General features: G+C 67.1%; 18 protein-coding genes. 11 read left to right on the top strand and 7 right to left on the bottom strand.

From position 1 onward, the window contains the following. The first annotated feature begins 191 nt into the window (after positions 1 to 191). Positions 192 to 1,049, top strand: a complete 858-nt coding sequence (gene yghU, locus QPK29_RS18240; protein ID WP_160410236.1) for a glutathione-dependent disulfide-bond oxidoreductase — start codon at positions 192 to 194, stop codon at positions 1,047 to 1,049. Positions 1,050 to 1,061: 12 nt separating this feature from the next. Here yghU and QPK29_RS18235 read toward each other — a convergent pair whose 3' ends face one another. After that, on the bottom strand, positions 1,062 to 1,433 hold the full coding sequence (locus QPK29_RS18235) for a lysozyme inhibitor LprI family protein (RefSeq protein WP_371770097.1): 372 nt from the start codon (positions 1,431 to 1,433) through the stop codon (positions 1,062 to 1,064). 301 nt (positions 1,434 to 1,734) lie between these two features. Here QPK29_RS18235 and QPK29_RS18230 point away from each other — a divergent pair, with 301 nt between their 5' ends. After that, positions 1,735 to 2,382, top strand: coding sequence for a PRC-barrel domain-containing protein (locus tag QPK29_RS18230; protein WP_371770098.1), 648 nt, complete (start codon positions 1,735 to 1,737; stop codon positions 2,380 to 2,382). A 252-nt stretch (positions 2,383 to 2,634) separates the two neighbouring features. Next, on the top strand, positions 2,635 to 3,855 hold the full coding sequence (locus QPK29_RS18225) for a glycosyltransferase family 9 protein (RefSeq protein WP_371770099.1): 1,221 nt from the start codon (positions 2,635 to 2,637) through the stop codon (positions 3,853 to 3,855). Between the two features lie 6 nt (positions 3,856 to 3,861). Here the strand turns inward: QPK29_RS18225 and QPK29_RS18220 are convergent, their stop codons facing one another. Genes QPK29_RS18220 through QPK29_RS18210 form a run of 3 tightly spaced genes read right to left on the bottom strand, consistent with a single transcriptional unit; the run spans position 3,862 to position 4,693 of the window. Next, positions 3,862 to 4,020, bottom strand: coding sequence for a nuclear transport factor 2-like protein (locus QPK29_RS18220; RefSeq protein WP_156650953.1), 159 nt, complete (start codon positions 4,018 to 4,020; stop codon positions 3,862 to 3,864). Next, positions 3,990 to 4,313, bottom strand: coding sequence for a nuclear transport factor 2 family protein (locus QPK29_RS18215; RefSeq protein ID WP_056136471.1), 324 nt, complete (start codon positions 4,311 to 4,313; stop codon positions 3,990 to 3,992). The genes QPK29_RS18220 and QPK29_RS18215 overlap by 31 nt, the downstream gene beginning before the upstream one ends. 11 nt (positions 4,314 to 4,324) lie before the next feature. Next, positions 4,325 to 4,693 (bottom strand): DUF6404 family protein, encoded by a 369-nt coding sequence (locus tag QPK29_RS18210; RefSeq protein ID WP_371770100.1) that lies wholly within the window; start codon positions 4,691 to 4,693, stop codon positions 4,325 to 4,327. Positions 4,694 to 4,809: 116 nt separating this feature from the next. Here QPK29_RS18210 and QPK29_RS18205 point away from each other — a divergent pair, with 116 nt between their 5' ends. From QPK29_RS18205 to QPK29_RS18195, 3 genes are all read left to right on the top strand, one after another. Then, positions 4,810 to 5,256 (top strand): MarR family winged helix-turn-helix transcriptional regulator, encoded by a 447-nt coding sequence (locus QPK29_RS18205; protein WP_371770101.1) that lies wholly within the window; start codon positions 4,810 to 4,812, stop codon positions 5,254 to 5,256. Further along, complete coding sequence (locus QPK29_RS18200; protein ID WP_371770102.1) at positions 5,246 to 6,721, top strand: MDR family MFS transporter; 1,476 nt, start codon at positions 5,246 to 5,248, stop codon at positions 6,719 to 6,721. Before QPK29_RS18205 ends, QPK29_RS18200 begins: the two co-directional genes overlap by 11 nt. Before the next feature lie 65 nt (positions 6,722 to 6,786). Continuing rightward, positions 6,787 to 7,266, top strand: a complete 480-nt coding sequence (locus QPK29_RS18195; RefSeq protein ID WP_371770103.1) for a VOC family protein — start codon at positions 6,787 to 6,789, stop codon at positions 7,264 to 7,266. Positions 7,267 to 7,270: 4 nt separating this feature from the next. On the opposite strand, the gene QPK29_RS18190 is transcribed toward QPK29_RS18195, so the two are convergent. After that, positions 7,271 to 9,352 (bottom strand): tetratricopeptide repeat-containing diguanylate cyclase, encoded by a 2,082-nt coding sequence (locus QPK29_RS18190; protein ID WP_371770104.1) that lies wholly within the window; start codon positions 9,350 to 9,352, stop codon positions 7,271 to 7,273. 405 nt (positions 9,353 to 9,757) lie between these two features. On the opposite strand from QPK29_RS18190, the gene QPK29_RS18185 reads away from it, so the two are divergent. Next, entirely contained in the window at positions 9,758 to 12,421 is a 2,664-nt protein-coding gene (locus tag QPK29_RS18185; protein WP_400189796.1) for a glycoside hydrolase family 3 C-terminal domain-containing protein, read from the top strand. 19 nt (positions 12,422 to 12,440) lie between these two features. Further along, positions 12,441 to 13,361, top strand: a complete 921-nt coding sequence (locus QPK29_RS18180) for an alpha/beta hydrolase (RefSeq protein ID WP_160410231.1) — start codon at positions 12,441 to 12,443, stop codon at positions 13,359 to 13,361. A gap of 86 nt (positions 13,362 to 13,447) precedes the next feature. On the opposite strand, the gene QPK29_RS18175 is transcribed toward QPK29_RS18180, so the two are convergent. Continuing rightward, the gene (locus QPK29_RS18175; protein WP_371770106.1) at positions 13,448 to 13,891 is read right to left on the bottom strand and encodes an FKBP-type peptidyl-prolyl cis-trans isomerase; all 444 of its coding nucleotides are present in this window, start codon (positions 13,889 to 13,891) and stop codon (positions 13,448 to 13,450) included. Between the two features lie 218 nt (positions 13,892 to 14,109). Here QPK29_RS18175 and QPK29_RS18170 point away from each other — a divergent pair, with 218 nt between their 5' ends. The 3 genes from QPK29_RS18170 to QPK29_RS18160 all read left to right on the top strand — a co-directional run bounded on the left by QPK29_RS18170 (position 14,110) and on the right by QPK29_RS18160 (position 15,958). After that, positions 14,110 to 14,916 carry an HDOD domain-containing protein gene (locus QPK29_RS18170; protein ID WP_400189795.1) on the top strand — a complete coding sequence of 269 codons (807 nt, stop codon included), beginning with the start codon at positions 14,110 to 14,112 and terminating at the stop codon, positions 14,914 to 14,916. A gap of 39 nt (positions 14,917 to 14,955) precedes the next feature. Further along, positions 14,956 to 15,372 (top strand): secondary thiamine-phosphate synthase enzyme YjbQ, encoded by a 417-nt coding sequence (locus tag QPK29_RS18165; RefSeq protein ID WP_160410228.1) that lies wholly within the window; start codon positions 14,956 to 14,958, stop codon positions 15,370 to 15,372. 85 nt (positions 15,373 to 15,457) lie between these two features. Further along, a complete protein-coding gene (locus tag QPK29_RS18160) occupies positions 15,458 to 15,958 on the top strand; it encodes a hypothetical protein (RefSeq protein WP_160410227.1) in 501 nt (166 codons plus the stop codon). Positions 15,959 to 16,165: 207 nt separating this feature from the next. Here the strand turns inward: QPK29_RS18160 and QPK29_RS18155 are convergent, their stop codons facing one another. Then, a complete protein-coding gene (locus QPK29_RS18155) occupies positions 16,166 to 16,708 on the bottom strand; it encodes an NUDIX hydrolase (protein ID WP_156403722.1) in 543 nt (180 codons plus the stop codon). Positions 16,709 to 16,718: the final 10 nt, after the last annotated feature.

Raw genomic sequence — 16,718 nt, 5'->3', positions numbered from 1 at the left:
CGCGCAGGCGGGGATCCATACTGAACCTCTGAAGTCGTTCATCCAGAACGCCACGGCATTTCCAAAACACGGAATTCGGCACTTCAGCATGGGCCCCCGCCTCCGCGGGGGCGACGTTCTTCGCTTCCAGCACGAACGTCGCTTTTCGGGCATCATCGCCTCTCCTACCGAGTCCCAGAAGGAGAAGTGCAATGTCCGACCCCACGAACCCGTTCACGTCCCCCTACGTCCCGCCCCGGGTCTGGTCCCCGGCGACGCCCTCCGGCGGCGCCTTCGCCAGCATCAACCGTCCCGTCGCGGGCAAGACCCACGAGCTGGAACTGCCGGTGGGCAAGCATCCGCTGCAACTGTATTCGCTGGGTACGCCGAACGGGCAAAAGGTCACGATCATGCTCGAGGAGCTGCTGGCCGCCGGCCACGCGGGCGCGGAATACGACGCCTGGCTCATCCGCATCAACGAAGGCGCCCAGTTCGGCAGCGGCTTCGTCGACATCAACCCGAATTCCAAGATCCCGGCCCTCGTCGACCGCAGCGGGCAAGAGCCCGTGCGCGTGTTCGAGTCCGGGGCTATCCTCGTCTACCTGGCGGAGAAATTCGGCGCCTTCCTGCCGCAGGACATCCCGGCCCGCACCGAGACCTTCAACTGGCTGATGTGGCAGATGGGATCGGCACCCTTCGTCGGCGGCGGCTTCGGCCATTTCTATGCGTACGCGCCGGAAAAGCTGGAATACCCGATCAACCGCTATGCGATGGAAACGAAGCGCCAGCTGGACGTGCTCGACCGCCTGCTGGCCGGGCGCCGCTTCGTCGCGGGCGACGACTACACGATCGCCGACATGGCGATCTGGCCGTGGTACGGCGGCCTCGTGCTGGGCGAGCTGTACGATGCCGGCGAATTCCTCGCCGTGCACCAGTACCAGCAGGTGCGCCGCTGGGCCGACGAGGTCGGCGCGCGGCCGGCCGTGATCCGCGGGCGCAAGGTCAACCGCGTGCGCGGCAAGCCGGAAGAACAGGTGCTGGAGCGCCACGACGCCTCCGACCTGGACTGACGGCCGGCGCGCTTACAGCTTGCTGTTCTGGCAGCCCGCGCTCACGCACTCGCGCAGGCGGTCCTGCAGGAACTGGGCGCGGCGGACGGTCGTGTCGGTCGCGCACTCGAGGTTGACGTAGAACGCACTGCCCTCGTGGCGCGAACAGTTGTTGTTGCGCTCGGCTATCCATTGCAGCTGGCCCGTTTTGAGACGCTTCTTGCCGTCCGCATCGAGCTTGCCGGCCAGCTTGCCGTACGTGCTGTTGAGCTCATTGTCCGCTTCCTGGTACACCTTGTTCAGGCAATACAGGCCATCGAAATCCTTCTTCGGCTTGTCGCATGCCGAATTCGCCTGCGCGGCGCCCGCCGCGCACATCAGTACCGCCAACATCCAACGTTTCATCGCCACTCCTTCGTGTTTGGGTGCATTGATCATGAACCAAGTCCAGCATGATAGTCGAGCGGGCGGCACCCGATTCTCACCAAGTATTACGCGGCGCTACTTTTCGACCTGTGCCAGTTGTCTTTTTCCTGGCATCTAGCGGGCGCACGGCAATGCGGATTGGGACTAGGATCGGAGCGTCGGCGCGTACCGCATTGGCGCACGATTGAGTGGACGCAAACGCGTACGAGGAGGCCCGTCTACCCTTGATGGGTACCGCACACCGACAGCCCTGCAATCATCGACATCAGGAGGACGAGAGATGAGCTACGCAGATCGCGACAAATACGGCATGTACAAGGCCACCGGGCGACATGCCGGCCCCGGCCCGGCGCTGATGGGCGCCGACACCCTGATCGGCGACAGTGTCGTCAACGCCGCCAACGACGACCTGGGCGACATCAAGGAAATCATGCTCGACATGCAGACCGGCCAGGTCGCCTACGCCGTGCTGTCCTTCGGCGGCTTCCTGGGCATGGGCGACAAGCTGTTCGCCGTGCCCTGGCAAGCCCTGCACCTGGACACCGTCAACAAGCGCTTCGTGCTCGACATCGAGAAGGAACGCCTGCGGAACGCCCCCGGCTTCGACAAGGATGCCTGGCCCGACATGGCCGATGCGCAATGGGCCCAGCACATCCACAGCTTCTATGGCACCGACCCGATGCGTTCCGGCGCGCCCAGCATGGGACCGGACGTGGCGATGCGCGGCATGGTCGGCGGCGGCGCTGGCGCCAGCACGGGCGCGGGTGCCGGCATGGGCTCGATGGGCGCGGGGCATGCCGGCTCGTCCGACATGGGCACGGGCAGTGCCATGCCCGGCGGCGGCGCCGGCGGTAGCCTCGATCCACGGCCCGGTACGGCCGGCAGCGACACCGACCTGAGCAAGATCCGCGGCAGCAACCTGGGCTGACGCCGGACCACGCACCATCGGCCCGCAACGGCCGGTGGTGCACGTCGTTACAACTTGTAACCTCAACAGTGCATCGTTTTGCCATGCAATCTGGCAGACTGACGGGATGCAATATTTACTAATCAGCCATTTCCCATTACCCCGGCATGCAATACGGACGTCATCTTGGTCTGGTAATTCTTAACAAAAGCTTTACCCAACTTTACAGCACCGACTGTTTTACCCCGGCCATTCGCCCTCTACAATTTTGCTATGAAGATCTCGAGTGAACAGACGCTGAAACTGGACAGCTGGGGTGGCCACGCACAGCCGGGCGCATTCGATACGGACTGGCTGGCCGACACGGCCGCCCGCACGGCATTGGTCGACCGCGCGCTGCTCGCGCGTGCCGACAGGATCCTGTTCATCGCCCACCTGGCGCTGGGCGATTTCACTTACCTGCAAAGCTGCTTCGCCGCCTTCGCGCACGCCTTCCCGCACCTGAAGATCGACCTGTGGGTCGACGAGCGCCGCCGCACGCGCCGGGCCGCGGACTGGCCGCATCTGAAAAAATACGCGCTGTACGACTGGCTGGCCGAATGCCCCTGCTTCAACAAGGTTTACGACGAAACCTACAGCCCCGCGCTGTACAAGGCCTCGCTGCAGGAGGCAAGGCAGCAGGATTACCCGATCGTCGTGTCGCTCGCCGTGCTGGACCGGCACAAGTACGCGGGCCTGGCCCGCAAGATCAGCCCGCACGGCTTCGTCGTGGGCCAGAAGAAGCGCGTGCGCTCCTATGACCTCCCGAAGCACCTCGCCTACCGCAAGCTGGACGCCTTCATTTCCGCTTACAACACGGCATCGCATCCGGACCAGCACATCAGTGACATCTACGCCGACTGGTTCACGCAGCTGTTCGGCATCACGATCCCGCCGGCCGCACGCTATCCCGTGCTGTCCATCCCCGACCGCTGGCTGGACTACGCGCACGGCCAGTTCGCCGCCTGGGGATTCGGCGGCACCGGCGTGACGGCGCCCAAGGTCGTGTTCCTGAATGCGTACTCGAAATCGGTCGAGCGCTCGTGGCCGCTTGAACGGGTCATCGAACTGATCCGCACGATGCAGCAGGACGCCGCGTGGCACGACGCCGGCTTCATCGTCAACGTCGTCCCGGAAGACCTGGCGCGCGCCCGTGCCCTGTTCGCCCGCCACGACCTCGCGCGCACCCATCTGTTCAGTGCCGAAGACAATTTCTTCCAGCTGCCGGCCATCCTCGGCCTGTGCAAGCTGATCGTCTCCGTCGAGACGGCCGTCATGCATTTGGCGAATGCGGTGCACGTCCCCGTGATCGCGTTGATGCGTCAAAAGAATCCGGAATGGGCACCCATCGACAAGCACAACAGCACCGTGATTACGGTCGCGCGGCGTGACGACTGGGTCGACAGGATCGACGTGGACGAAGTGATGGCCGCACTGGCCTGGCAGACGCTGTAAGCCGCTTCAGGAGGTGATGGGCGCGGCCAGCGCTTCCGCCGTGCCCTTGGCCGCGATGCGCTGCAGCGTCCGCTCCAGCATGGCCGTGTCCGGATAAATGCGCACGCTCGTCACCTTGCCCCAGCGGACCTCGATCAGGTTGACGCCCTCGGCGGACGTCTGCACGCCATCCGTGCCGTGGTCGTCTCGGTCCAGATCGCCTCGACCTGCGTGCGCCACGGCCAGCCCGACACGCGGACCTCGTGCAACGTGAACCGGATGCCCTGCAGCAGGCGCAACAGGCGCTCGTACCATGCGCGGATGGCTTCCGGCGTGCGGCGCGTCCCGGACAGCGCATGCGTACCGACGAAGTAATGCACGGCGTCCGGTGCGAGCTCGTCCGTGATGGCGTCGATGCTTCCCGCGCTGAGGCCGGCAAAGGCGTTGGTGATCCTGCGCCGCACGATGGCGTGGTACATGCGTCCCCCGTTCAGCCTGTCTGTTCGTCCCGGCCGAACGATTCCCAGGCCGGGAGCCCGAATTCCCTGCGTTCGCGCGTATAAAACCACGCCATCATCACGCCGAACGCCGCACCCGCGCCGCCGGACCTGAGCGCCACGCCCAGGAAGTCCAGTCCCTGCTGCGACCACACGAGCAGCCACATGAACAGGCCCCATGCGCACGTGAACCACGTCCCGTAGACGAGGGCGACGTGGGCGAAGCCGAGGAAGTGCGGCGGGCGGACGCGGACGCCAAGCTTCCACAGCAACCGGAACAACGGCGGCGCGGCGTGACGGCGCGCCAGGCCGCGCGCGGACAGCATGGCGAGGGAACGGTCCAGTTGGGCTCGAAAATGCATAGTGCGCCACCTTATCAAATGTGTCGCCGAAAAAATGCGTGCATTGTCACGAAGACACCATTTGCATGCGCGGCGCGATGCGCGTAATATAGTTAGGTAGCCTACCTATATTACCCATGCCCAACTACGACCAACACATCGAACGCCTGTCCGAAGACCTGCGCACGGCCCTCAAGGGCCTCGTGCGCCAGATGCGGCGCGACACGGAGCGCCAGGAACAAGGCCTGTCGCTGATACAGGCGATGCTCCTGCACCTGATCCACGAGCATCCCGGCATCGGCGTGGCCGAGCTCGCGCGCATGCAGCAGGTGCGCAGCCCGACGATGAGCGGCCAGGTCAAGGCGCTGGAAGCGGCCGGCCTCGTCGAGCGCGCCGCCCAGGAACACGACCGGCGCAGGAGCGGCCTGCACGTCAGCCCGGCCGGCCACAAAGCGCTGCGCCAGTTGCGCGACCGCCGCCACGACTGGCTGTCGCAACGCATCGCCCGCCTGCCGCCCGACCAGATGGCCGCGCTCGCCGGCGCCATCGACGCCCTCAACTTCCTCGCCGACCATGAAGATTGAATCTCCCACGCAAGCCGACGCCCACGAAATCCGTTCCGTCTACCTGGCCCTGATGGCCGTGCTGGGCCTCGGGGCACTCGACCAGAGCATCGTCGCCACCGCCCTGCCCCGCATCGTGGGCGACCTGGGCGGCATGAACCACTTGTCGTGGGTCGTGACGGCGTACGTGCTCGCGTCCACCGCCACGATGCCGCTGTACGGCAAGCTGGCCGACCAGTACGGCCGGCGTCCGATGATCTTCACGGCGCTCGCGACCTTCCTGCTGGGCTCCGTGCTGTGCGGCTTCGCGCAGAGCATGACGCAGCTGATCGCGTTCCGCGCCATCCAGGGCATGGGTTCCGGCGGCTTCATGCCGCTGGCGCAGATCATCATCGGCGACCTCGTGCCGCCGAAGGAACGGGCGCGGCGCCAGGGCTCGATCGCCATCGTGTTCGCGGTCACCAGCGTGCTCGGTCCCGTGCTGGGCGGGATGATGACGGACCTGCTGTCGTGGCACTGGATCTTCTTCATCAACCTGCCCGTCGGCGCCGTCGCCTTCTACGCCATCGCGCGCTCGCTGCGCAAGCCCGTGCAGACGCACGCGCACCGCATCGACTATCTTGGCTCCGTGCTGCTCACCGTGACCATCACGGCGCTGCTGCTGATCCTCGCGCTGGGCGGCACGGAATGGGCGTGGGATTCGGTGCAGGTGCAGGTGTGCGCCGCGCTGACGGTCGTGCTCGGCGGTTGGCTGATGGTGCACCTGCGCCGCGCGGCCGAACCCGTGCTGCCGCCGGACCTGTTCCACAGCCGCGTCTTCAACATCGCCAGCATCGTGATGGCGCTGACGTTCATGGGCCTGATGGGCGCGAGCGTGTTCTTCCCGCTGTTCTTCCAGCTCGTGATGGGCAGCAGCCCCGCGCATTCGGGCATGATGACGGTGGCGATGATGGTCGGGATGATCGCGTCGTCCACGCTGAACGGCCGCGTGCTGTCGCGCTCGGGCAAGTACAAGGCCGTGCAGGTGGCGGGACTGTCGGCGGCGGTGCTGGCGTTCGCGGTCCTCGCGTGGGGCATGGACACGGCGCGCGGCTACTGGATCATCGAGCCCGCGATCTTCATGCTGGGCGCGGGCCTGGGCCTCGTGATGCCCAACATGACGATCGCCGTGCAGAACGCGCTGCCCGTCCCGCGGCGCGGCGTGGGCACGGCGATGCTGACGTTCTTCCGCTCGCTCGGCGGGCTGCTCGGCGTGACGGGCTCCGGCGCCATCCTCGCGCACCAGGTGCACGCGCACGGCATCGCCGACGTCGCACGCGCGGCGAGTGCGCTGCCCGCCGCGCAGGCGCTGACGGTGGACGTGTACCGCCACGCCATCGCCAGCATCTTCGGCGCCGGCGCGCTGATCGTGCTGGCGGGGCTCGTCGCGCTGTTGTTCCTGCCGGAACTGCCGCTGGCGGGGCATCCCGCGCAGCCGGAGCGATGAGCAGCCACGCGCCGCGCGCTGTGCTATCGTTTCCGCTCCATTTCCAGACCACGAAGGGAGACGAGATGATCAGCAAGAACACGATTTGCCTGTGGTACGACAACGACGCCCTGGATGCGGCGACGTTCTATGCGCAGACATTCCCCGACAGTGCCGTGGGCGCCGTCCACCGCGCGCCCGGCGACTATCCGGCCGGCCAGGAAGGCAGTGTCCTGACGGTGGAGTTCACCGTGATGGGCATCCCGTGCCTCGGCCTGAACGGCGGTCCCGGCGTCAAGCACACCGACGCGTTCTCGTTCCAGGTCTCGACCGAGGACCAGGAAGAGACGGACCGCCTGTGGAATGCGATCGTCGGCAACGGCGGCGAGGAGAACGCGTGCGGCTGGTGCCGCGACCGGTGGGGCGTGTCGTGGCAGATCACGCCGCGCGTGCTGATGGAAGCGTTTACGGGCACCGACCGGGCCGCGGCCAAGCGCGCGTTCAACGCGATGATGGAGATGAAGAAGATCGACGTCGCCGCGATCGAGGCAGCGCGGCGCGGCTGATCGGTCACGCGCGCACCATGGCGTGCAGGGTGCCGCCGCCCGAGCCGCGCCTGGGCGGCGCCGCCCGTTCCACCACCTGGCGCGGGCCGTGCACGCCCTCCAGCGCCAGCAGCGCGGCGACGTCTTCGCCGTCGCGGTCGAGCGCCGCCATCACGGTGTCCGCCGGCGCGTACAGGCGCGTGACGATGCGCGCCTGGTTGCGGCCCTGCGCCTTGCCCTGATACAGCGCCCAGTCGGCCAGGCGCACGGCGCACTGCCAGTCGAACGCGGTGCCGGCGCCCGGCAGCGCGACGATGCCGGCGGTGAGCGTCACCGGGATCGCGCACGTGCCCGCGTCGACGGGCCTGGCGCCGATCGCGTCCAGGATCCGCTCCGCCATGCCGGCGACGCTGGCCGGGTCCATGGCCGGCGCGTGGATCATGAATTCCTCGCCACCCCAGCGCACCACCATGTCGGTGTCGCGCACGGCCGCGGCGAGTCGGCGCGCGACGTCGACGAGGACCGCGTCGCCCGCGCCATGGCCCCAGCGGTCGTTGATGCTTTTAAAATGGTCGATGTCCATCAGGACGAAGCAGTCGACCGCGTCGGGCACCGGGTGCCGGCGGTCGTCCTTGCGGACGCTCATCCGGTTCGTCAGCGAGCGGCGGTTATGCAGGCCCGTCAGCGCGTCGTGGGTCGAACCGAATTCGAGCTGCACGTTCAATTCCTTCAGCTGCGCGTTGCTGCGCGCCGTGCGCCGGTACAGGACCGTCACGACGGCGCCCGCCAGCACCGTCAGCACGGCGGCGAACGTCGTCGCGAGCTGCACCGTGCGGCGGTTGTTCAGCTCGGCATCCTTCAGCCGGTTTTCACGCTGCAGCAGGACGATCTGCTGGCTGCGGCGGTGGGCGTCGAATTCTTCCTGCAGCGTCGCGATCGCGCGGTCGCGCGCGACCCGGGCGCTCTGCTGTTGCAGCGACTGCTGCTCGCGCACGATCGCCAGCGCCTGCTGGTACTGGCCCGCGCGCTCCAGCATGCGGCCCTTCTCGTCCAGCATCGCCTCGAGGTCGCCGGTGAGCTTGTCCTTGCGCAGGTGCGCGATGACGCCGTCGACCCAGGGCAGGCCCTCGGCGATGCGCCCCTGCCCCATCAGCGAAAAGCCGAGATTGGCGCGCGCCATCTGGATGACGTTCTGGTCGTTGCCTTTTTCCGACACGACCAGCGCCTCGCGCGACTCCGCTTCCGCGCGGACGTAGTCGTGGTGCTGCAGATAATAGTCCGCGATATTGCCGCGGGCCGCCGCTTCCATGCCCTGGAATCCCGCGCGCACCGCCGTCGCCAGCGCATTCTCGAACGCGGCGATGCCTTCGCCGTCGCGGCCGATCCTGACCAGGGCGATGGCACGGGTGAACTGCAGCGACGCGAGCGACCGCAGCGACATCTTCTTTTCCGCCAGCCCCAGGTCGGCATGCTCGATCGCCTTGGCGGGATTGTCGGCATTCGCGTACAGCTGGGCGATCCGGGCGTACAGCACGGCGCGCCTGCCGCTTTCGCCGGGCTGGCCCTGCAACAGCCGCAGGCCGCGCAGGTAGGCCGCCAGCGCCTCGTCCAGCCGGGCGCGCAGGTTCAGGATATCGCCCTGCGTGCGCTCGACTGACACCTTGAACGTCAGCGCCGTGTCTTTCGGCGCCTGGGCCACGATCCTGTCGAGCAGCGCCTGGGCATCGTCCAGCCGATGGGCGTCGAGCAGCTCGCGCACCTGGCCCAGCATGGCCAGCGCCACGCCCGCCGTGTCGCCCCTGGCCTGCGCCAGTTGCAGCGATTCGCGTTCCAGCGTGTAGGCCGAGTCCTGCTGGCCCAGGTCTTCCCTGAGCACCACTTCCGTGCGCAACAGCATCTGCCGGGCGTTGTAGGGCGCGTTCGGCCCCAGGTCGCGGCGCGCGGCCTGTACCCGGTCGAGCGCCGCGCGCGGGGCGTCCTGCGCGATCTCCCGGATCGCGTCCACTTCCGCCCGGGGATCGATGGTCGGGGTACCGGCGTGCGCAACCGGCCCCAGCGCCGTGGCGGTCACGAGCAGGAAGGAGACGAGGCGGTGAGGAAAAGGCATGACGAGGCGCCGGCTGGAAGTCAATACTTCTGTTGAGGCCATTATGGACTCAACTTTGACTTTCCTCAACGAAACAATACGAGCGATGTGCGAGCACAACATTGTGAATATGTTCGCGTATAACATTAATGTTACGTAACAGTAGAGCGCCTGCCGCGACCGATACCCATTCCGATATCGGCTCTCACCAAAAAGTTATTGGCTTCCGAACAATTCCTCCACTACATTGTTCCTCGTCCGGCTCAATGTGCGCATTCCTTCCATCCCGCACCCGTGATCGACCCACGGTTGCGGCAGCGATCGAACGCCGTCTATGAGCCGGGCACCTCTTGTTATCGCAATCATTTCTCACTCATCTATCATGTACGGAGCCCATCCGATGGCATGACCTTTTAAGGTACCCCTATGCAAAAAGATAAGACCAAACGAATTGGTCAAGCAGGAGACTTATCGAGAGGCATCACGCGCACCGCCCTGTGCGGCGCCCTGATGCTCGCCGCGGCGCTGCCGGCCGTGGCACAGACCACCACCACATCCCCTGAAGCGCGCACGGATGCGGACGCCCGCGCCCGCGCCCTGGTCGCGCAGATGACGCTGGACGAGAAGATCGACCAGCTGCTCAACGTCGCACCCGCCCTGCCCCGCCTCGGCATTCCCGCCTATAACTGGTGGACCGAGTCGCTGCACGGCGCGCTGGGGCCGCTGCCCACGACGAACTTCCCGGAACCGATCGGCCTCGCCGCGACGTTCGACGCGCCGCTCGTGCACAAGGTCGCGTCCGCGATCAGCACGGAAGTGCGCGCGCTGCACACGCTGGGCCGCCAGACGGGCCACCTGGGCCGGATCGGCACGGGCCTCGACACCTGGTCGCCGAACATCAACATCTTCCGCGACCCGCGCTGGGGCCGCGGCCAGGAGACCTATGGCGAAGACCCGTACCTGACGGCGCAGCTGGGCGTCGCGTTCATCCAGGGCATCCAGGGGCCGAACCCGGACCTGCCGGACGTCGTCGCCACGCCGAAGCACTTCGCCGTGCACAGCGGCCCGGAGTCGACGCGCCACGTGGCCGACGTGTTCGTGTCGCGCCACGACCTGGAGGACACGTACCTGCCCGCCTTCCGCGCCGCCATCGTCGATGCGAAGGCAGGATCGATCATGTGCGCCTACAACCGCATCAACGGCCAGCCGGCCTGCGGCAGCGACCTGCTGCTGAAGGAGCACCTGCGCGACGCGTGGGGCTTCAAGGGCTATGTCGTGTCCGACTGCGATGCCGTCACGGACATCGACGAGCACCACAAGTACGCGCCCGATCCCGCCGCGGCGGCCGCCGTCGCGCTGAAGGCCGGCACGGACAACGAGTGCAACACGAAGACCCTCGGCGACACGAAGGGCCTGGGCGAGCGTTACCGCGAAGCGTGGAAGCGCGGCCTGCTCTCCATGGGCGACATCGACACGGCCCTCGTCCGCCTGTTCTCCGCGCGCTACCGCAACGGCGACCTCGCGGGCCTCGCGCAGCGCAAGCCGAACCAGACGCCGGTGAACGCGATCGACACGCCCGCCCACCGCGACCTCGCGCTGCAGGCCGCAAGCAAGAGCCTCGTGCTGCTGAAGAACGACGGCACCCTGCCGTTGAAGCCGGGCGTCAAAGTCGCCGTGATCGGCCCGCTGGCCGACGCCACGCGTGTCCTGCGCGGGAATTATTCGTCGACGCAGTCCGCGCCGCCGGTCTCCGTCGTCGACGGCCTGCGCCGCGTGCTGCCGCAGGCGCGCGTGACGCTCGTGCCGGCCGCCGCGTCGATCACGGACGGCGACCCGGTCCCGACCAGCGCGCTGCGCACGCCGGACGGCAAGCCTGGCCTGCGCGCCGAGTACATCAATGGCGGCGACAGCAAACCGGTCCTCGTCCGCACGGAACCGCGCCTCGAATCGCACGCGCTCCAGTTCAAGGACGTCGCGGACAAGCACAAGGTCGTGTGGACCGGCGCCCTCGTCGCGCCGGATACGGGCACGTACCGTCTCGGCGTGACGGGCGTGAAGGGCGAACTGACGATCGGCGGCAAGCCCGCCGTGCAGGCGACCACGTACTCGCAATGGGGCGAACCGCTGAAGCTCACCGACGTGCGCCTCGAGAAGGGCCAGCGCTATCCGCTGCGCTTCCAGGCCGAGACGGGATCCACGGGCGTGCCCGGGCTGTTCTGGAAACGCGTCTCGACGGCGCCCGAGCAGGACCTGAAGGCCGGCACCGCGGATGCCGACGTGATCGTCGCCGTCGTCGGCCTGACGTCGGACCTGGAAGGCGAAGAGATGGCCATCAAGGTCGAGGGCTTCGCCGGCGGCGATAAAACGTCGCTGGACCTGCCGGCCGAGCAGCGCGAACTGCTGGCCCGGGCCAAGGCGCTGGGCAAGCCGCTCGTCGTCGTCGTGATGAACGGCAGCGCCATCGACCTGTCGTGGGCGAAGGACAATGCGGCCGCGATCCTGGAAGCGTGGTATCCGGGCCAGTCCGGCGGCGCCGCCATCGCCGACGTGCTGACGGGCCGCGCCGATCCGGGCGGCCGCCTGCCCCTCACCTTCTACCGCAGCCTCGCCGACCTGCCGCCGTTCGACGATTACTCGATGCACGGCCGCACCTACCGCTACTACGCGGGCACGCCCGTGTATCCGTTCGGCGCGGGTCTCTCGTACACGACGTTCGACTATGCGCCGCTGCGCATCGAACCGGTCGCTGGAGCGCCCGAGAACGGCATCGTCGTCACGACGGAAGTCGCCAACACGGGCAAGCGCGACGGCGACGAAGTGGCGCAGCTGTACCTGACGCCGCCCGCGTTCGAGGGCGCGCCGCGTGTCGCGCTGCGCGGCTTCCAGCGCGTGCCGCTGAAGGCCGGCGAGCGGCGCAAGATCAGCTTCACGCTGTCGCCGCGCGACCTCAGTTTCGTCACGAGAGACGGCGTCCGCCAGCTCACGCCCGGCCAGTACAAGCTGACCGTGGGTTCCGGCCAGCCGGGCACCGGCGTGGCGCAGCAGGACGGCGCGCTGACCTTGAAACAGACCGTCGTGCTGGCGCAATAACCATAACAAAGGAGACTACATGATGAAGACCAGACTGTTGATTGCCAGCGTCATCGCCTATGCGCTCGCGGCACCCGTCCACGCGCAGAACGACAAGATGACGCCCATCGCGGCGCCCGCGCAACCGAACGCCATCGTGCTCAACACCGGCCCGCTGCCGGGCGCGAAAGCGCAGGAGAGCTGGCACAGCCAGTACGGCAGCGTCTTCGCGCGCAACGTCACGGTCGCGACGCTGACGCCGTTCCTGCCCGATCCCGCGAAGGCGACGGGCGCCGCCGTGATCGTCGCGCCGGGCGGCGGCTTCCGTACGCTGTCGATGAACAACGAGGGCTGGGACGTGGCGAAGGCGCTGGCCGACAAGGGCGTCGCCGCGTTCGTGCTGAAGTACCGGCTGAACCAGACCCCGCAGGACATGGATGCGTTCGCGGACGAGATGGCGAAGATGTTCTCGGGCGCGTCCCGCCCGAACCGTCCGCCGACCGATAATCCGGCCGTGACGCTGGCGCCGCAGATCGCCGACGCGCGCGCCGCGTTCGCGCTCGTGCGCGCGCGGGCGGGCGCGTGGCACGTGGACCCGGACCGCATCGGCATGCTGGGCTTTTCCGCCGGCGCGATGCTGACGATGGCGACGACGCTGTACGGCCAGGACGCGAAGCCCGCGTTCATCGGCGACATCTACGGCCCGCTCGCCGCCGTCAAGGTGCCGGCCGACGCGCCGCCGCTGTTCGTCGGGCTGGCGGCGGACGATCCGCTGTTCGGCAACAGCGGCTTCGGCCTCGTCGACAGCTGGCGCGCGGCCAAGCGGCCCGTCGAATTCCACCTGTTCGAACAGGGTGGACACGGCTTCGGCATGTACCAGAAGGCGACCACCAGCACCGGGTGGTTCGATGCGTTCGCGCGGTGGCTGGGCATGCACGGCTACCTGAAGCCGAAGGCGTGACGGACTCGCGCCCTTGACTACGTCGCCCCCGCCTCCGCGGGGGCGACGTCGTCAACGCCGACTGGCCATTAGTCCTGCGGCTCCGCTTACTGCACCGCCGTCAGCGCCACATCGAACACCAGCCCGGCATTCGCGGGAATCGCGCCGTTCCCGCTCGCCCCGTAGCCCAGGCTGGATGGAATCAGCAAGGTGCGCTTGCCGCCCACCTTCATGCCCGTCACGCCCTGGTCGAAGCCGGCGATTACCTGGTTCGCCCCGAGCGTGAACGAGAACGTGCCGGTGTCGAACTGCGTGCCCTTGTGGTCCGTCGCCGTGTCGCTGTACAGCCAGCCGGTATAGGTCACGGTGGCCGTCTTGCCGGTGGTCGCTTCGGTACCGGTGCCCAGCACGACATCCGTCGCGCTGAACTGGGACGGATTGGCCACGACGACGGTGCCGGACGACGACCCGCCGCCACCGCCGCCGCAACCGGCAAGGCTCAGGACGGCGACAAGGATGGCGGTGCAGGCAAAGGCAGGCTTCAGATTCATGGTGTCTCTCGTTATTAGAAGAACCTGCAACCATACCCCATGTACATGCCTGGATTGCCTTTACATTTGTTTTTCTTTGTTACAAATTCAAGCTTGATGTTCTGAGCAGGCGCATCAGCAACAAATTGCCCGTGAGGACGAAAAAATTCGATAGGGCAATAGCAGCGCGGCGTACACTGAATCGGTCGCGTCGGACCGACGACGCTGGATGACGAAAGATGCCCATGATTAGCCTCACGACATTGTTTGACGACGTCAAACTGCCCACGATCTCCGCAGTGGCCCATGCCCTGATCGAAACCCTCGATGACGACGACGCATCCGCCAGGAACGTGGCGGCGATCATCGCGCGCGACCCTGCTCTGACGGCCAAGCTGATGCGCCTGGCGAACAGCGCCCGCTTCGGTTCGCGCCGCAACGTCAGCTCGCTCGACGAGGCGATCTCCCTCGCGGGCATGGCCCACATCCGCACGCTGGCGCTGGCCACGTGCTTCTCCGACGCCTTTCCCGCCCTGCCCGGCCTGGATTCCGACGAGTTCTGGAAAAGCAGCATGGCCTGCGCCGGCTACGCGAAATGGCTCGCGGGCGGCATCGGCCTGGACGGCAGCGAAGCCTGGCTGGCCGGCATGATGCTGCGCCTGGGCGAACTGCTGGTCTACCAGGTGGACCCGACGACCTTCGCCGCGATCGAGCAGCTGCCGCACCTGCCGGGCGGCCGCTGGGAACGCGAGCAGCGCCTGCTGGGCCTGTCGGAAGGCCAGATCACGGCGGAACTGGGACGACGCTGGAACTTCCCCGACAAGATCGTGCGTGCGCTGGAGAACTCGTCCGACCCGATGGCGGGGCACCCGTTCTGCCAGCTGGGCGGCATCATCCACCTGGCCAGCCTGCTGGCCGACACGCCCAGCGACGACCCCGCGATCCTCGACACCCTGCCGGCCGAAGTGGTCGACACGCTGCGCCTGTCGCGCGAATGGATGTCGGTGCGCTTCCCGTCGCATGCGTCGTTCTCGGCCGAACCCTGAACGATCGTGTAGCATGGTCGGATCTGCAAGGAGCCGACCATGTCCTATCAGTCCACCCTCGAATTCAACACGTTCGGCCGCGGCAGCCGCGACATCACCGCGGCCGTCGCCGACGTCGTCACCCGCTCGGGCATCCGCTGCGGCCTCGCGCACGTGTTCGTGCAGCACACGAGCTGTTCACTCCTGATCACCGAAAACGCTGACCCGGACGTGCGCCACGACCTGGAGACCATCATCCGGCGCCTGGTGCCGGACGGTGATCCCGCGTACCACCACGATACGGAAGGACCGGACGACATGGCGGCGCATGCCCGCGCGATGCTGACGTCCACGTTCGTGACGGTGCCCGTCGGCGACGGGCGGCTGATGCTCGGGACGTGGCAGGGGATGTATTTGTGGGAGCATCGGGTGGCGGAGCATCGGCGTAACGTGGTCGTCACGGTGATGGGGGACTGAGTCACGGCATTCCGGTGAGATTCCGAGGAATTCTTGCGAGTGCAAACGGGTATCCTGCAAGCTCGTCAACGACACCCCATCGACCATGCGATTCCGTTCCGCGGCCTTCGGCGCCCTCGCGCTCTGCACGTCCCTGGTATCCCACGCAAGCGCGTACGACGACGCGAGCCGCGCCGCGGCGGCCGCCAGGTTCGTCGCCGCACTCCAGCACCAGCGCTTCCAGGAGGCCGCCGCCCTGTTCTCACCGGAAGTCACGCGGGATACCGCGGCGACGGCGCACACGCTGAAGCGGATCGATGACACCGTCGGCGGATTCTCGACGATGCAGCCGGTGACCCGGCCGCTGGAAGGAAAAACCATCCGCCTGCTGGTGCCGCCGCGTAAAAACGTCCTGTTCGGCGTCCAGAAGTCCATCCAGTTCCGTTACGCCTCCACCGCCGGCGACGGCAAGCCCGTCTATTACGAAGTCCACGTCACGCCGGACGACAAACCGCCGCAGGTCTTGTCGTTCGCGCTGCAATTCCCGGCGGCGGATGCGCAGTCGGCGCAACGCGCGAGCCGGCTTGCCGCTGCCATCGACCGCTGATGCCTGCGCCGTCCGGATTCAAATGGGCGATCGCGCTCCAATGCGCGTGGTTCCCCGCCCTGCTCCGGCCCCGCGGTCCCTTGGCAATTGAAATACGCGTTCCTGCGAGCCGGCGTGCTACTGATCGCCTCCCAGGTTGCTGGAACATACTGTCCGTACAAGCACAGCCGGGACGCAAGGCACTGATTGCACCGGAAAGCGAATTCCTCAGTCCTCGAACCGCAGCGGATCGAACGTGCCGGCCAGGCCGTGGATGCCCTTGTACAGATCGGCCATGGCGCGGACATCGCTGCCCGACCTGTCGAGCAGATGGGCCAGCGCCGGCGACAACGGCTGGGGCAGCCGGTCCAGCTCGCACCATTGATACCCCAGGCATCCGTCGCCCAGGCGCGGTTCGAACTCCTGCGGTACGACGGCGACGTAATTGTGCTGGACGAAGAAGCGCGCATCGGAAAACGGCGTCAACCGGCTCAACGCGAGATCGCCTTCATATGCGCAGCGCTCGGCGATGGTGTTGATCGCGACCTGCAACGGCGACTGCCCGGCGAGGACGTCTGCCGTCCATGTCCCCCACTCGGGGCCCGCGCCATCCGCAGGAATACATTGCTTGACGAGCACGCGGCCCGTGTCCTCGGCAAGCACGATCGCGCAAGCGGCAATGCCCTGCCAGCTTCCACGGGCCGGTACGACCCAGCTCGGCCGCCTGACGAGGTCGGAACCGGCCGTCGACGTACTTTGGAAATTCGCCATCTTTACCTCG

It is taken from the genome of Massilia orientalis, assembly GCF_030411975.2.
GTDB classification, from domain to species: domain Bacteria; phylum Pseudomonadota; class Gammaproteobacteria; order Burkholderiales; family Burkholderiaceae_D; genus Telluria; species Telluria orientalis.
The sequence above is the reverse complement of the archived record's forward strand: the minus strand, read 5'-3'. Positions and strand labels throughout refer to the sequence as shown.

Bases quoted from the DNA above. Each gene is read 5' to 3' on its own strand.
- yghU (WP_160410236.1), top strand. From the start codon at position 192: ATGTCCGACCCCACGAACCCGTTCACGTCCCCCTACGTCCCGCCCCGG.
- QPK29_RS18235 (WP_371770097.1), bottom strand. From the start codon at position 1,433: ATGAAACGTTGGATGTTGGCGGTACTGATGTGCGCGGCGGGCGCCGCG.
- QPK29_RS18230 (WP_371770098.1), top strand. From the start codon at position 1,735: ATGAGCTACGCAGATCGCGACAAATACGGCATGTACAAGGCCACCGGG.
- QPK29_RS18225 (WP_371770099.1), top strand. From the start codon at position 2,635: ATGAAGATCTCGAGTGAACAGACGCTGAAACTGGACAGCTGGGGTGGC.
- QPK29_RS18215 (WP_056136471.1), bottom strand. From the start codon at position 4,313: ATGTACCACGCCATCGTGCGGCGCAGGATCACCAACGCCTTTGCCGGC.
- QPK29_RS18210 (WP_371770100.1), bottom strand. From the start codon at position 4,693: ATGCATTTTCGAGCCCAACTGGACCGTTCCCTCGCCATGCTGTCCGCG.
- QPK29_RS18205 (WP_371770101.1), top strand. From the start codon at position 4,810: ATGCCCAACTACGACCAACACATCGAACGCCTGTCCGAAGACCTGCGC.
- QPK29_RS18200 (WP_371770102.1), top strand. From the start codon at position 5,246: ATGAAGATTGAATCTCCCACGCAAGCCGACGCCCACGAAATCCGTTCC.
- QPK29_RS18195 (WP_371770103.1), top strand. From the start codon at position 6,787: ATGATCAGCAAGAACACGATTTGCCTGTGGTACGACAACGACGCCCTG.
- QPK29_RS18190 (WP_371770104.1), bottom strand. From the start codon at position 9,352: ATGCCTTTTCCTCACCGCCTCGTCTCCTTCCTGCTCGTGACCGCCACG.
- QPK29_RS18185 (WP_400189796.1), top strand. From the start codon at position 9,758: ATGCAAAAAGATAAGACCAAACGAATTGGTCAAGCAGGAGACTTATCG.
- QPK29_RS18180 (WP_160410231.1), top strand. From the start codon at position 12,441: ATGATGAAGACCAGACTGTTGATTGCCAGCGTCATCGCCTATGCGCTC.
- QPK29_RS18175 (WP_371770106.1), bottom strand. From the start codon at position 13,891: ATGAATCTGAAGCCTGCCTTTGCCTGCACCGCCATCCTTGTCGCCGTC.
- QPK29_RS18170 (WP_400189795.1), top strand. From the start codon at position 14,110: ATGCCCATGATTAGCCTCACGACATTGTTTGACGACGTCAAACTGCCC.
- QPK29_RS18165 (WP_160410228.1), top strand. From the start codon at position 14,956: ATGTCCTATCAGTCCACCCTCGAATTCAACACGTTCGGCCGCGGCAGC.
- QPK29_RS18160 (WP_160410227.1), top strand. From the start codon at position 15,458: ATGCGATTCCGTTCCGCGGCCTTCGGCGCCCTCGCGCTCTGCACGTCC.
- QPK29_RS18155 (WP_156403722.1), bottom strand. From the start codon at position 16,708: ATGGCGAATTTCCAAAGTACGTCGACGGCCGGTTCCGACCTCGTCAGG.